The 12986-nt window shown below is 72.1% G+C and carries 10 protein-coding genes, 1 other RNA gene and 1 pseudogene; 2 read left to right on the forward strand and 10 right to left on the reverse strand.

Annotated elements, in window-relative coordinates:
* Nucleotides 1-127: 127 nt before the first annotated feature.
* The 4 genes from V5O46_RS20970 to V5O46_RS20985 form a co-directional block, all read right to left on the reverse strand.
* A complete protein-coding gene (locus tag V5O46_RS20970) occupies nt 128-1420 on the reverse strand; it encodes an acyltransferase family protein (protein WP_332886172.1) in 1293 nt (430 codons plus the stop codon).
* Nucleotides 1417-3624 carry a polysaccharide deacetylase family protein gene (locus V5O46_RS20975; protein ID WP_332886173.1) on the reverse strand — a complete coding sequence of 736 codons (2208 nt, stop codon included), beginning with the start codon at nt 3622-3624 and terminating at the stop codon, nt 1417-1419. The genes V5O46_RS20970 and V5O46_RS20975 overlap by 4 nt, the downstream gene beginning before the upstream one ends.
* Entirely contained in the window at nt 3624-4511 is an 888-nt protein-coding gene (locus V5O46_RS20980; protein ID WP_332886174.1) for a hypothetical protein, read from the reverse strand. The genes V5O46_RS20975 and V5O46_RS20980 overlap by 1 nt, the downstream gene beginning before the upstream one ends.
* A gap of 746 nt (nt 4512-5257) precedes the next feature.
* Nucleotides 5258-6238, reverse strand: a complete 981-nt coding sequence (locus tag V5O46_RS20985; RefSeq protein WP_332886175.1) for a LysR family transcriptional regulator — start codon at nt 6236-6238, stop codon at nt 5258-5260.
* An 83-nt stretch (nt 6239-6321) separates the two neighbouring features.
* Between V5O46_RS20985 and V5O46_RS20990 the strand changes: the two genes are divergently transcribed.
* On the forward strand, nt 6322-7740 hold the full coding sequence (locus V5O46_RS20990) for an MFS transporter (protein WP_332886176.1): 1419 nt from the start codon (nt 6322-6324) through the stop codon (nt 7738-7740).
* 122 nt (nt 7741-7862) lie between these two features.
* Here the strand turns inward: V5O46_RS20990 and ssrA are convergent.
* From ssrA to ftsE, 5 genes are all read right to left on the reverse strand, one after another.
* Nucleotides 7863-8262, reverse strand: a transfer-messenger RNA (tmRNA) gene (gene ssrA / locus V5O46_RS20995).
* 180 nt (nt 8263-8442) lie between these two features.
* Entirely contained in the window at nt 8443-8922 is a 480-nt protein-coding gene (smpB, locus tag V5O46_RS21000; RefSeq protein ID WP_332886177.1) for an SsrA-binding protein SmpB, read from the reverse strand.
* 60 nt (nt 8923-8982) lie between these two features.
* Entirely contained in the window at nt 8983-10155 is a 1173-nt protein-coding gene (locus tag V5O46_RS21005; RefSeq protein WP_332886178.1) for a S41 family peptidase, read from the reverse strand.
* A gap of 68 nt (nt 10156-10223) precedes the next feature.
* On the reverse strand, nt 10224-11141 hold the full coding sequence (ftsX, locus tag V5O46_RS21010) for a permease-like cell division protein FtsX (RefSeq protein ID WP_332886179.1): 918 nt from the start codon (nt 11139-11141) through the stop codon (nt 10224-10226).
* A 50-nt stretch (nt 11142-11191) separates the two neighbouring features.
* Nucleotides 11192-11881 carry a cell division ATP-binding protein FtsE gene (ftsE, locus tag V5O46_RS21015; RefSeq protein WP_332886180.1) on the reverse strand — a complete coding sequence of 230 codons (690 nt, stop codon included), beginning with the start codon at nt 11879-11881 and terminating at the stop codon, nt 11192-11194.
* Nucleotides 11882-12125: 244 nt separating this feature from the next.
* Between ftsE and V5O46_RS21020 the strand changes: the two genes are divergently transcribed.
* Entirely contained in the window at nt 12126-12317 is a 192-nt protein-coding gene (locus tag V5O46_RS21020) for a hypothetical protein (RefSeq protein ID WP_332886181.1), read from the forward strand.
* 81 nt (nt 12318-12398) lie between these two features.
* Here V5O46_RS21020 and V5O46_RS21025 read toward each other — a convergent pair.
* A pseudogene (locus tag V5O46_RS21025) lies at nt 12399-12986 on the reverse strand (hypothetical protein); the annotation flags it as partial.

Raw genomic sequence — 12986 nt, forward strand, 5'->3', positions numbered from 1 at the left:
CTGCGCTGCTCCGCAGGAGCTTCGTTTCGCCCTGCCTGAAGGCAGGGGTATCCACGAAGGAGGGACCTGATGAACCCCTTGGGAGAGCGGTGACTCCAAGCCGGTGGGCCTGGCGCGTGCTCTGGGCTCATCGCCTTGATATCGAACGACCGTTCCCGCCTCGGGAGCCGCCGCGCCGTGCGCCGTTCGGCCACAGGCGAGGGCGGCGCTTGGCGGCGAGGTCCTCCAGCCAGCCCACCGCGACGATCGTCAGACCGATCAGGGGCCAGACGAGGCAGAACATCCACAGCTGGTAGGTGGTGCCGAGGGCGTCCGCCGCCTGCGCGTTCTGCATGAAGGGCAGTTTGTAGACGAGGTCGATGACCGGGACCGTGGCCATGATGAGCAGGTTGTGCCACAGGTAGACGGTGACCGCGCGGTTGTTGGAGAGGGTCACCAGCCGGTCCCACTTCTTCAGCCGGCCCGGGAGCTCCTGCCAGGACGGGGAGTACTGGAGGAGGATCACGACGAAGCCGAAGGACCAGGTGGCCTGGGCCAGCGGGATGTCGTTGAGGTCCCAGCCGTCGGCGCCGAGGTGGTTCGAGGCCCACCACAGTCCGAAGGCCATGACCAGCGACGCACAGGAGACGGAGACGTACCGCGGGATCTGCTTCAGCAGGCCCTCGTGGTGGGCGAAGCCCAGCACCCAGCAGCCGCCGTACACCGCGAAGTCGGTGACCGCGTTGCCGGTCTCGCCGGGGACGGTGACCAGGCCGGTGCCGACGACCGCGGTCAGGCCGAGCGGCGCGAGCAGCGTCGGCCAGGGGGCCCGGCGGAAGGCCCACAGCAGCAGCGGGGAGGCGATCACGAACCACAGGTAGGCGCGCAGGTACCACAGCGGGCCGGCGGCCTGCACCGCCCAGGTGTCGTCCAGCAGGCCGGACGGGGAGCCGATGTGCCAGGGGAAGGGCGGGGCGCCGATCGGGACCAGGTAGTTGACCAGGCCGAGCAGGCCCCAGGTGTCGCCGTGGTCCGGGTCGTCGGCCGGGTTCCAGCCGCCCGCGAACAGCAGCGTCAGCACGACCGCGCCGAACGCCCACATCGGGGGCAGCAGACGGCGGATCCGGCTCCTGATCACGCCGAGCGCGGGGCGGCTGAGCGAACGCGCCATCAGCGAGCCGGCCAGCGCGAACATCACCCCCATCGACGGGAACAGCACCGTCAGCCAGGCCCAGCCGAAGAGGTGGTAGACGACGACGCGGAACAGGGCGAGGGAGCGCAGCAGGTCGAGGTACCGGTCGCGGCCCGGCTTGCGCGCGCCGGGGGGAGCGGGGGCGGGTTCGGGGTCCGGCGTCCGCTGGTCCGGGACGGCGGGGAACGGCTCCCGGAACGGCTCCGGAGATGTGCCCGTGCCGGCCGGGTGTCCGGGTGCGTGGGTCATGCCACCGGCCTCCGGTGGTCGTCGCCGCTGCCCGTGCGCTGCCGGGGCGTCGACGGCGCGCCGCCGGGCGCCTCGACGACACCGGTGCGGCGCAGCTTCTGCCAGCGCAGCCGACCACCGGTGAGGGCGGTGATCCAGGACTGCAGCAGCACCACGTACATCAGCTGGCGGTAGAGGATCTGCTGCAGCGGCAGCGAGATCAGGTGGGTCATGCGTTCGCGGTCGAGGCGGAAGGCGTAGGCCGCGCAGACCGCCTGGATCGCCAGGACGCCCAGCCAGGCCGCGATCGTCTTCTCCGTGGGGCCGAAGATGATGCCGTAGAGGAGGAAGATGTCGATCAGAGGGGCGAGCAGCGGGGCCAGGACCATGAAGAGGGAGACGAAGGGCAGGCCGACGCGGCCGAAGCGGCCGGAGGGGCCCTTGTCGATCACTGCCCGACGGTGCTTCCAGATCGCCTGCATGGTGCCGTACGACCAGCGGTAGCGCTGGGACCACAGCTGCTGGACGGTCTCCGGCGCCTCTGTCCAGGCGCGGGCGTTCTCGGCGTAGACCACGCGCCAGCCGTCCCGGTGCAGCGCCATGGTGACGTCGGTGTCCTCGGCGAGGGTGTCGTCGCTCATGCCGCCGATGGGCTCCAGGGCGGAGCGGCGGAAGGCGCCCACCGCGCCCGGGATCGTCGGCATGCAGCGCAGGACGTCGTACATACGGCGGTCGAGGTTGAAGCCCATCACGTACTCGATGTGCTGCCAGGCGCCGATCAGGGAGTCCTTGTTGCCGACCTTGGCGTTGCCGGCGACCGCGCCGACCCTCGGGTCGCCGAAGGGCTGGACGAGTTCGCGGACGGTGGACGGCTCGAAGACGGTGTCGCCGTCCATCATCACGACGATGTCGTGGCGGGCGTTGGCCAGGCCGCGGTTGAGTGCGGCCGGTTTGCCCGCGTTGAGCTGGCGGACCACCCGGACGTTCGGCAGTCCCATCGCCTCCACGATGCGGGCGGTGCCGTCGGTGGAGCCGTCGTCGATGACCAGGATCTCGACGGGGTGGTCGCTGTCCATCAGGGAACGGACGGTGTTCTCGATGCACTTGGCCTCGTTGTACGCCGGGACCAGCACCGAGACCGGCTCGGTGACCGGCGGTCCCCAGCGGAAGTCGCGGCGGCGCACCCGGCGGGCGTGGATGCCGGAGAGGAGCAGCATCAGCCCGAAGCGGGCGATGACCAGGAAGCCGATGACCGCGAGCCCGGCCACGAGTCCGTCGGTGATGTGCTCGGACGCCTGGACCAGGAAGATCCAGGCCTTGGCCTTCCACAGCTCGCCGCCGGTGACCGGGCTGTGCGCGCTGGGCGCGTCCAGGGCCTCGGTGAGGTTGTCGAACTCGTAGCCCTGTTCCTTCATGTCCGGCAGGAACCGGTCGAGCGCGGCGACGGTCTGGCTGCGGTCGCCGCCGGAGTCGTGCATCAGGACGATGGCGCCCGCGCCGTCCTTCGGGGTGGCGCGGCGGATGATCTCGTCGACGCCGGGCCGCTGCCAGTCCTCGCTGTCGGTGTTGTTGACGACGGTGATGTAGCCGCGGGCGCCGATGTACTCGGTGACCGGCCAGGACTCGTTGTCCATGGCGTCGGCGAACGAGGAGTACGGCGGGCGGAACAGGGAGGTGCGGATGCCCGCGGCGCCGGTGATGGCGAGCTGGTTCTGCGACAGCTCCCAGTCGATGCGTTCCCTGGACTGGTAGGAGAGGTCGGGGTGGTTGAAGGTGTGCAGGCCGACCTCGTGGCCCTCGTCGACCATGCGCTGGACCAGGTCCGGGTAGCGGGAGGCCATGGTGCCGGTGACGAAGAAGACGGCGTGGGCGTCGTGCTTCCTGAGCACGTCCAGCACCTTCGGGGTCCAGGTCGGGTCCGGTCCGTCGTCGAAGGTGAGGACGAGTCGGTGGTCGGGGACGCCGAGGCTCTCGGTGCGGCCGCTGCGGGTGTCGATGACCGGGCCGCCCTCCAGGATCTTCTGCGGGACCTGGTCGGTGGCGGCGGGCGGGCGGACGCGGTGGTCGGCGAGGATCTCGCTGTGTACGTAGCCGCGCAGCATCAGCATCGCCATCAGGGCGACGAGGACGAGCAGCGGCAGCAGCAGGCGCAGGGGCAGGCGGCGCCGCGGGGAGCCGTCGCGGGCTCCGATCGCGGCCCGGTGACGGCGGGTGCGGGATGCCATCAGAGGGTGTACTCCGGGGACGGGGAGGGGGACGTGCGGGCGCCCGTGTGGGTGACGGGCGTGTCGGGACCGGCGGCCAAGGGGGCCGGGGCCTGCGCACCGTCGGCGGCCACGCCGGCATCGCCGCCGCCGGTGCCGTCGTCGCCGCCCGAGGCTCCGCCCCCGGCCGGGGTGGACTGGGAGGGGCCCGGTGAGGTGCCGTCACCCGTCGGGGTCGGGTCGGCCGGCCCGGGGTCCGGCTCCTGCGACGACTGGCCCGGGTCCGGTTCGGCCTCGCCGCCACCGCCGGGTGCGGGACTGTTGCGGGCCGCGGTCGGCTCGGGGTCGGCGGTGGTGCCGGGGGGTTCGGGGTCGGCGGTGGTGCCCGCGGCGGGCGGTTCGGCGCCGGGGGCGGCCGGGGTCGTGGCGTCGCCGGGTGAGGGCGTGGACTGCGGGCCGGCGGTGCCGCCGGTGGGGGCGGTGGGCTCGGTGGAGTCCCTGGGCAGCGGCGTGGTGTCGACCTGCCCGGCCGGCTTCCCCTCCTCCTGGCCCGGCACCGGCAGCCAGGGCGCGTCGGAGTTGCCGGACATCAGCGTGGCGGCCATGACGACCGCGTAGACGGCGCAGGCCGCGCCGACGGCTATGCCGAGGCGGCGGAAGCGGCGGCTGCGCCGGCCGGAGGAGTCGACGAAGACCGGGCCGTCGGAGTGGGCCGGTCCCGTGCGGGGGGTGCTCTCGGCCCGCCGCAGCAGCCCGTCCCCGAGCTGTACGGCATCGAGCTGAACGGTCACTTCGTGCGGATCGTGGGTGTGACCGGACGCGGAGGTGGCGCCCGGGCCGGTACCGGTGCGGGCGCCGGGGTCGGGGTCGAGGCCCGAGCCGGGGACGTCCTCCCAGGGGTCGCGCATCGCGGCGGTGCGCGGCGCATCCGCCCACGGGGCGCCCTCGGCGGTGCCCGGACCGGAACGGCCGTACCCGGAACGCCCGGAACCCGCGAGACCGGCATCCTCCCGACCGGAACCGGCGAGACCGGCATCCGCCCGACCGGGACCAACGTGACCGGTACGGCCGTATCCCGGTGCGGGCCGGCCGGACTGCGCCCCGTCGGGACCAGGGCGGCCGGCTACGGACGGGCCCGAGCCGGCGCGGCCGGGCTCCGCCCAGCCGTCACCAGGGCCGTCGGATATGGATCGGCCCGAGCCGGGGCCACCGGACACCGACCCACCAGAGCCACGGCCACCGGATATGGACCGGCCCGAGTCTATGGACCGGCCCGAGCCGGGGCCGCCGGATATGGACCGGCCGGAGTCAGGACGGTCGTGCTCGGGGGTGAGATGCCCGGGCTCCGGGAAGGCGCGGGTCGCGGTGACCGGTGGGAGGAGGTCGGTGGGATCCTCCGGACCCGTCTCGGACGCCCCGTCGGCCCCGCGGCTCCCGTGGGCCCCCCGGGCAGCCTCGGGCCGCTCCGGATGGGCGTCTTTCTGCCAACTGTTCATGCGCACGCACTTCCCCCCAGGGACCTTTCCGGGTGCGCATCACGACTGCGAGCACCCGTCGACCGAACCGGCCCCCACCTGGTTCGAGCGCCCCTTGTACCACACCGTGCTCGGGGCCACGAATGTAGCGTACGCGGGGGACCTGTGGCTGCCGGGTGTCAGTTCTGCACATACATCACGGCCGCATCACTGTCCGGAATCCACCCCTCTCCGGGTCGCCGGAACCATCCGTTCTCGGCCGCGGCCTGGACCGCGGCCTGCCGCAGCGCGTCCAGCGCCGGATGTATCAGCCCCTTTCGCCACACGAGCGAGACCGGTGACAGCGGTACGGGAGCGACGAGCGGGCGGACCACCGTGCCGGGCATGGCCGGAAAGCCCACCACGGCGAGGACCGGCACGGCCGACCGGCCCATGACCCGCTGGAACTCCTCCTCCCCCACGGCCAGCGGAACGGGTGCCGCCACCTCGATTCCGCGCCCCTCGAACAGTCGGTGCGCGAGGTCGGTCCACTCCGGTGTCCGCGGGTTGCCCGCACCGGCGTACACGGCCCGTCCCGCCAGCGCCTCGAGCGGCACCTCGGGCAGCCGGGCCAGCGGGTCGCCCTCGGGCAGGAGGATCGCCATGGGCTCGTACCGGACCGGCTGGTGACCGAGGCCGGCCCGCAGCGCTGCGGGGAGTCCCGCGAACCGGCCGAAGGAGGCGTCGAGCCGTCCCGCCAGCACCTCGGCGGCCGCGTGGGTCAGCCCGCTCTCGTAACGCGCCATCAGTTCCTGGTCGGGAGCGAGCCGCCGGGCCCGGTGCAGTACCTCGCGCCCGGTGGACAGTCCCGGGGAGTTGAGGTCCACCAGCAGCGGGCGGGCCTGGCCGAAGGCGGCGAGGAGCTCCTCCTGCGTCTGCAGCATCCGCCGGGCGTACGGCAGCAGCCGCTCACCGTCGGGGGTGAGCGTCACCTGCCGGGTCGTCCGGACGAACAGCTCGGCGCCCAACTCCCGCTCCAGTCGCCGTACATCGCGGCTGAGCGCCTGCTGGGCCACGTACAACCGGGCGGCGGCCCGGGTGAAGTGCAGTTCCTCGGCGACGGCGACGAAGGCGCGCAGCAGCCGGGGGTCGAGGTCACGGGTGGGTGCGGACGTCGGCATCCCGCGAATTTACAACGCAGGTGCGTCAATGGACGCGGAGAAGGTGTTGGACGCCCTGATCGCCGGCGGGCGACGGTGGGCGCATGCCGCATACCGCTCCGCAACGCCCGCCCCGCCAGGGGCTTCTGCTCACCGTCACCGCCGACACTCTGGTCGCCGCCGACTTCCGCCCGCGGGGCCGGACCACACAGTCCGGCGGCCCGCCCGACCGAAGCACGCAGAACGGCAGCCCACCGGGCCGGAGCACACACGTCGGCAGCCCGCGCGGCCGGACTGCCCGCGACCGTCCTGCCCTCCCCCGCAGGCGTCCGCCCGGCCCGTACCGCCGGCTTCTCGCGACCCCGGGCGCGCGGGCGTTCACGGCCGGCAATCTGCTCGCCCGGCTGCCCATGGGCATGTTCAGCGTGAGCGCGGTCATGATGATCGCCGGCACCCGGGGCTCGTACGCGCTCGCGGGGGCCGTCACCGCGACCGGTCTGGCCGCCACCGCGCTGGTCGCGCCGTGGACCGCGCGGCTGGTGGACCGGTACGGCCAGGCGCGGGTGGCGCGGCCGGCGACCCTGCTCGCCGTCCTCGGCTCGCTGGCCCTGGTGCTGTGTGTGCGCCTGGGCGCCCCGGACTGGACGCTGTTCGCCGCGTACGCCGCCACCGCCACCACTCCGAACACCGGCGGGATGGCCCGCGCCCGCTGGGCCCATCTGCTGCGTGGCGACGCCGGTGCGCTGCGCACCGCGAACTCCTTCGAGCAGGCCGCCGACGAGCTCTGCTTCATGCTGGGCCCGGTGCTGGCCGCGGTGGTGTGCGGGGCGTGGTTCCCGGAGGCGGGCACGCTGGTCGGGACGGTGCTGCTGCTGACGGGCATGCTCCTGTTCACCGCGCAGCGCGCCACCGAGCCGCCCGCCCGGCCGCGCCCTCGGGCCCGGGCCCCGCTGCGGGCGCCCGGCATCCCCCCGTTGCTGGTGGTGTGCCTGGCCATGGGTGGGGTGTTCGGGGCCATGGAGGTCGTCACGATCGCTTTCGCGGACGCGCAGGGGCACCGTACGGCGGCCGGGGCGGTACTGGCGCTCCAGGCAGCCGGTTCGTGCGCGGCGGGTCTGCTGTACGGGGCGCTGAAGCCGGCCGGGTCCGTCGAGTCGCGCCTGCCCTGGTGTGTCGCGGCGATGACGGCGCTGCTTGGGCTGCCGCTGCTCGCGGCGTCGCTCACCGGCTCGCTCACGCTGCTGGCGGGCGCCCTGCTGGTCGCCGGGATGGCGACCGCCCCGGTGATGGTCACCACCATGACGCTGGTCCAGCGCCGCACCCCGGAGGGAAGGCTGAACGAGGGCATGACGCTGGCCGTGACGGGGTTGCTGGGCGGCATCGCCTGGGGGAGCGCGGCGGGCGGCTGGACGGTGGAGCAGCTGTCGCCCACGGCCGGGTACGGCGTTCCGGTCACGGCCGCGGCGCTGGCCCTGCTGCTCGCGCTGCTGCAACCCCCGGGGGCCCGTCGCAGCGGCTCCTGAGCGGGGCAGGACCTGCCGGGGGCGCGGGTGGCGGAGCCCGCCGCTTCGCGCGGCGAAGCCGCGCGCATACGACGAGGGCGACGTCCGCTCGCGCTGTTCGCGAGCGGACGTCGCCCTCGTACTCGTGGAGATGGCGGGAATCGAACCCGCGTCCAACGGTGCGGAATCAGGGCTTCTCCGTGTGCAGTCCGCTGCGATTTTCTCGGCCCCGGAGATCACGCGGACAAGTCTCCGACGGGCTCAGTCACTGTTGGTTGTTCCTCTGCACCCCGTGACCGGGTCTAGAGGTGGAGTTCCCTAGCTGATGCCAGGATCCGGGACGGGAACAAGCCCGGGCTGACACTCCCGTGTAGGAGGCTCGCTCTGCTACCTGAGATCAGGCAGCGAGGGCGAAGGCCTGCTGGGAGGAATCGCGCTTGGTGTTGGCGATTATTTGTTTCGGCCTGTGGTTTACGAGATCATGGCCGCTTCCTCGACACGCTTCCCCTGCTTCGACAGCCGCTGTCGAAACCGATCATCCCCATGTTGATTTTTCAAACCCTCCGGTGAGGGCCGCGCTGCACCGCCTCGCGGTGCGGATGCCATCGTACGTGACCAACGCACACGCATGCCAGCGTATTCCCGGGTCACGCCCCCATGGGGTCCCGGGAGCCCATGGGGGCGGCTCCCCGAGGCCCGGAGGGCCGGGGCGGCACCTCGGGGTCAGGCCCGCTGCTTGCGGCGGATCGCCGAGATCGCCCGCTCCGCCTCGCGCCGGTCCTGCTTCTCCCGCAGGGTCTGCCGCTTGTCGTACTCCTTCTTGCCGCGCGCCAGCGCGATCTCGACCTTGGCCCGGCCGTCCTTGAAGTACAGCGCGAGCGGCACGATGGTGTGCCCGGTCTCCTGGGACTTCGACTCCAGCTTGTCGATCTCGGAACGGTGCAGCAGCAGCTTCCGCTTGCGGCGGGCGCTGTGGTTGGTCCAGGTGCCCTGGCTGTACTCCGGCACGTGCACGTTGTGCAGCCACGCCTCGTGCCCGTCCATCTGGATGAAGCCGTCGGCGAGCGAGGCCCGCCCCTGGCGCAGCGACTTCACCTCGGTGCCGGTGAGGACCAGACCGGCCTCGTAGGTGTCGAGGATTGCGTAGTCGTGCCGCGCCTTCTTGTTCTGCGCGATCAGCTTGCGCCCTTTTTCCTTAGCCATAGTGCCGTCCATTTTCGCACTACGGAGGGGGTCCGTGGGAAGCCGTTTACCAGTGCGCCGCTACTGTCCCAGGCCGCTGAGCACCGTCTCCGCGCGGCGCACGGCCGCCGGGCCGGAGGCGTCGAGCTCCAGGTCGGGGGTGAGGCCGGTGCCGTCGACGCCGCGGCCGGAGGGGGTGCGGTAGTGCCCGACGGTGAGCTCGGCGACCGATCCGTCGGGCAGCGCGCTCGGCATCTGGACCGAGCCCTTGCCGAAGGTGCGGGAGCCGACGACGACGGCGCGCCCGCGGTCCTGGAGGGCACCGGTGAGCAATTCGGCCGCGCTCATGGTGCCGCCGTCGACGAGCGCCACGAGCGGTCTGGTGGTGTCGCCGCCGGGTTCGGCGTGCAGGGCGCGCTGCTCGCCGCCGACGTCGTAGGTGGCGACCAGGCCGCCGTCGAGGAATGCGGAGGCGGCGGTGACCGCCTCGGCGACCAGACCGCCGGAGTTGCCGCGCAGATCGAGCACGATCCCGGCGCCGGCCGGGGCGCGCCGTACCGCGGCCCGCACCGCGTCGCCGGCGCCCTTGGTGAAGGAGGCGACCTTGATGACGGTGGCGCCGCCGGCGAGCCTGCGCTCGGTCACCGGCCGGGTGGCCAGACTGGCCCGGTGCACGGTCTCGGTCCACGCGCGCGTGCCGCGCTCCAGGCCGAGCCGGACGGCGCTGCCCGCGGGAGCGTTCACGGAGTCGCCGCGGAGTAACGCGACGACCTCGGTCACCGGCCGCCCGTCGACCTCCTCACCGTCGACGCTGCGCAGCCGGTCGCCGGTGCGGATCCCGGCGTCGGCGGCGGGCGAACCGGGGGTCACCTTCGTGACCTCGATACGGCCGTCGTGCTCGCGGCGCGCCGAGAGGCCGACGCCGGTGTACCGGCCGTCCAGGGCCTGGGCCAACTCCTCGTACTCGCCACGGGAGTAGATCGCGCCCCAGCGGTCGCCGCTGCGGCTGACGGCCCGCTCGGCGGCCTCCACGGGGGAGGTACCGGCGGCCATCGCCTCGGCCGCGGCACGGGCCACGTCCGCGTGGTGCCGGGCGGGGGCGGCCCGCCGGGACGGCTCGGCCGTCGGCGTCGACGCGCCCTCGGGCAGCGAGCCGGTGGCCGCGCCGGCCACGAGAACACTGGCGAACACCAATGTCAGGGCGACCCCGTGGCGGATGCGGCGGGGCTGACAGAACAGGTCACGACCTGACATGGCGGTGAGTCTAGGACAAGCGGGGAGGGCCGTACGGGCGCTTCTCCGCACGGCCCCCTTGGCATGTGTCACACCTTCAGGTACTTGCGCAGCGCGAAGAACGCGGCCAGCGCGGGCATCAGCAGGCTGGTCGCCAGGATGAGCGGCAGCTTCGCCAGTACGGCGTCCCAGCCGATGAAGTTGATCAGCGTCAGCTTCTCGGACAGGGCGAGCCCGTGGTCGATGATGAAGTACCGGGCGAAGACCAGGAACCCGCAGGCGACCGTGCCCCCGATCAGTCCGGCGACCGCGGCCTCCGCGATGAACGGCGCCTGGATGTAGAAGCCTGAGGCGCCGACCAGGCGCATGATGCCGGTCTCACGCCGCCGGCTGAACGCCGAGACGCGCACCGTGTTGACGATCAGCATCAACGCCACGACCAGCATCAGCGCCATGATCGCCAGTGCCGCCCAGTTCATGCCGTTCAGCAGCTCGAAGAGGTTGTCCAGGATGCCCTTCTGGTCCTGGACCGACTGCACACCGTCGCGCCCGTCGAAGGCGGTCGCGATCACCTGGTACTTCTCCGGGTCCGTCAGCTTGATCCGGTACGACTCCTGCATCTGGTCCGGGGTGAGCGAGCTGGCCAGCGGCGAGTCGCCGAACTGCTCCTTGTAGTGCTTGTACGCCTCGTCCTGCGACTCGTACGTCACGGTGTCGACGACCGACATCTCCTTGAGGTCGGTCTGGATCTGCTGCTTCTGGTCCTCGGTGACGGCGCCCTTGGCGCAGTTCGGGTCGGACTCGGCGTCGCTCTTGTTGCAGAGGAAGATCGAGACGTTGACCTTGTCGTACCAGTAGCCCTTCATGGTGTTGACCTGGTCACTCATCAGGAGTGACCCGCCGAACAGGGCGAGCGACAGGGCGACGGAGACGATGACGGCGAACGTCATCGTCAGGTTGCGGCGGAGACCGATGCCGATCTCCGACAGGACGAACTGGGCGCGCATGGCGTCTGCTTATGCCTTTCCGTGCAGCTTCGCGTGCATCTCGGGCGGTCTCAGTGCTGGTAGCCGTAGACGCCGCGGGCCTGGTCGCGGACGAGGCGGCCGGTCTCCAGCTCGATGACGCGCTTGCGCATCTGGTCCACGATGTTCTGGTCGTGTGTGGCCATGACCACCGTGGTGCCCGTGCGGTTGATGCGGTCCAGGAGCTTCATGATGCCGACGGAGGTCTGTGGGTCGAGGTTGCCGGTGGGCTCGTCGGCGATCAGCAGCTTGGGCCGGTTGACGAAGGCCCGGGCGATCGCGACGCGCTGCTGCTCACCGCCGGAGAGCTCGCCCGGCATCCGGTCCTCCTTGCCGCCGAGTCCGACGAGGTCGAGCACCTGCGGCACGGACTTGCGGATCTCGCCGCGCGACTTGCCGATCACCTCCTGCGCGAAGGCCACGTTCTCGGCGACCGTCTTGTTCGGCAGCAGGCGGAAGTCCTGGAACACCGTCCCCAGCTGGCGGCGCATGTGCGGCACCTTCCAGTTGGACAGGCGGGCGAGGTCCTTTCCCAGAACGTGCACCTGCCCCTGGCTGGCCCGCTCCTCGCGGAGGACCAGCCGCAGGAAGGTGGACTTTCCGGAGCCGGAGGATCCCACGAGGAACACGAACTCGCCCTTCTCGACCTCCAGGGAGACATCCCTGAGGGCGGGGCGGTTCTGCTTGGGGTAGACCTTGGAGACGTTGTCGAATCGGATCACGGATGCACCACGGGTCGCCGGGGGTAGATGTGCGTGACCATACGCGAAGTGGGTATGGGACCGCAGTCACCGGTCAGGGTTGCGTGCTGGTTGCGTCTTTTGTCCCCGGTCCCGTCCCCGGTCCGGCCCCCTGGTGGAACACGCGCAGCGGAGCGCGGAACCTGGCACAGTGGAAGAGGAACGTTCGCGTGGCCGTGAGCGTTGGACACGTGAATCGGCGCACCGGTGCAAGGAGGGCGAGCGCATGACGTACGACCGGTTGGTGTGCGCGAACTGCGCGGCGCCCGTGAATCAGGGCCGGTGCCCCGTGTGCCGGGCGAACCGCGAGCGGCTGCAGCAGGAGAACTTCTTCGCGGGTCTGACCCCGATGGCGCTGATCGCGCTCCTGGCGGTGCTGGTGGCGGCGGTGGCGTTGCTGGCCCACCAGACCGTCTGATCCGAGACAGCGGGAGGGGCCCGGAGCACTGGCGCTCCGGGCCCCTCACCATGCGTGCCTTCGGTAGGCGTGCGGCTACCGTCAGGCAGCGGCCGCGCCGCGGCCGGCCATCACGCGCGGCAGCACACGGAAGCCGATGCCGCCGGCGATCATCGTGGCGGCGCCGATCACCAGGAACGTCATCTCCTGGGCACCGGTCTCGGCGAGCTCCCCGCCGCCCTGCGCCGAGGCGTCGGAGGCCGGGGCGTCCGTGCCGGTGTCGGTCAGCGCGGAGGAGCCCTGCTCCTGGGTGGAGTTGTCGTTGCCACCACCGTCGGGGGTGGTGTTGTCGCCACCGCCGGTGGAGCCGCCGTTACCGCCGGTGCTGCCACCATCACCGCCGGTGGAGCCGCCGTTACCACCGGAACCGGACGTGCCCGAGGACGTGCCCTCCGACGACCCGGCGGACGTACCGGTCGAGGTCCCCTCGGAGGTACCCGACGACGTACCGGTGGAGGTCCCCTCGGAGGTACCCGACGACGTACCCGTCGAGGTCCCCTCGGACGTACCGGTGGACGTGCCCTCGGAGGTGCCGGTGGACGTGCCCTCGGACGTACCCGTGGAGGTCCCCTCGGACGTACCCTCGGAGGTACCCGACGAGGTCCCCTCGGACGTGCCCTCGGAGGTACC

Source organism: Streptomyces poriticola (assembly GCF_036689765.1).
Classification (GTDB): Bacteria; Actinomycetota; Actinomycetes; order Streptomycetales; family Streptomycetaceae; genus Streptomyces; species Streptomyces poriticola.

Excerpts from the sequence above, each read along its gene's own strand:
- V5O46_RS20990 (WP_332886176.1), top strand. The coding sequence starts at position 6,322 with ATGCCGCATACCGCTCCGCAACGCCCGCCCCGCCAGGGGCTTCTGCTC.
- V5O46_RS21005 (WP_332886178.1), bottom strand. The coding sequence starts at position 10,155 with ATGTCAGGTCGTGACCTGTTCTGTCAGCCCCGCCGCATCCGCCACGGG.
- V5O46_RS20980 (WP_332886174.1), bottom strand. The coding sequence starts at position 4,511 with ATGCGCGACCCCTGGGAGGACGTCCCCGGCTCGGGCCTCGACCCCGAC.
- V5O46_RS20970 (WP_332886172.1), bottom strand. The coding sequence starts at position 1,420 with ATGACCCACGCACCCGGACACCCGGCCGGCACGGGCACATCTCCGGAG.
- V5O46_RS20975 (WP_332886173.1), bottom strand. The coding sequence starts at position 3,624 with ATGGCATCCCGCACCCGCCGTCACCGGGCCGCGATCGGAGCCCGCGAC.
- smpB (WP_332886177.1), bottom strand. The coding sequence starts at position 8,922 with ATGGCTAAGGAAAAAGGGCGCAAGCTGATCGCGCAGAACAAGAAGGCG.
- V5O46_RS21020 (WP_332886181.1), top strand. The coding sequence starts at position 12,126 with ATGACGTACGACCGGTTGGTGTGCGCGAACTGCGCGGCGCCCGTGAAT.
- ftsX (WP_332886179.1), bottom strand. The coding sequence starts at position 11,141 with ATGCGCGCCCAGTTCGTCCTGTCGGAGATCGGCATCGGTCTCCGCCGC.
- V5O46_RS20985 (WP_332886175.1), bottom strand. The coding sequence starts at position 6,238 with ATGCCGACGTCCGCACCCACCCGTGACCTCGACCCCCGGCTGCTGCGC.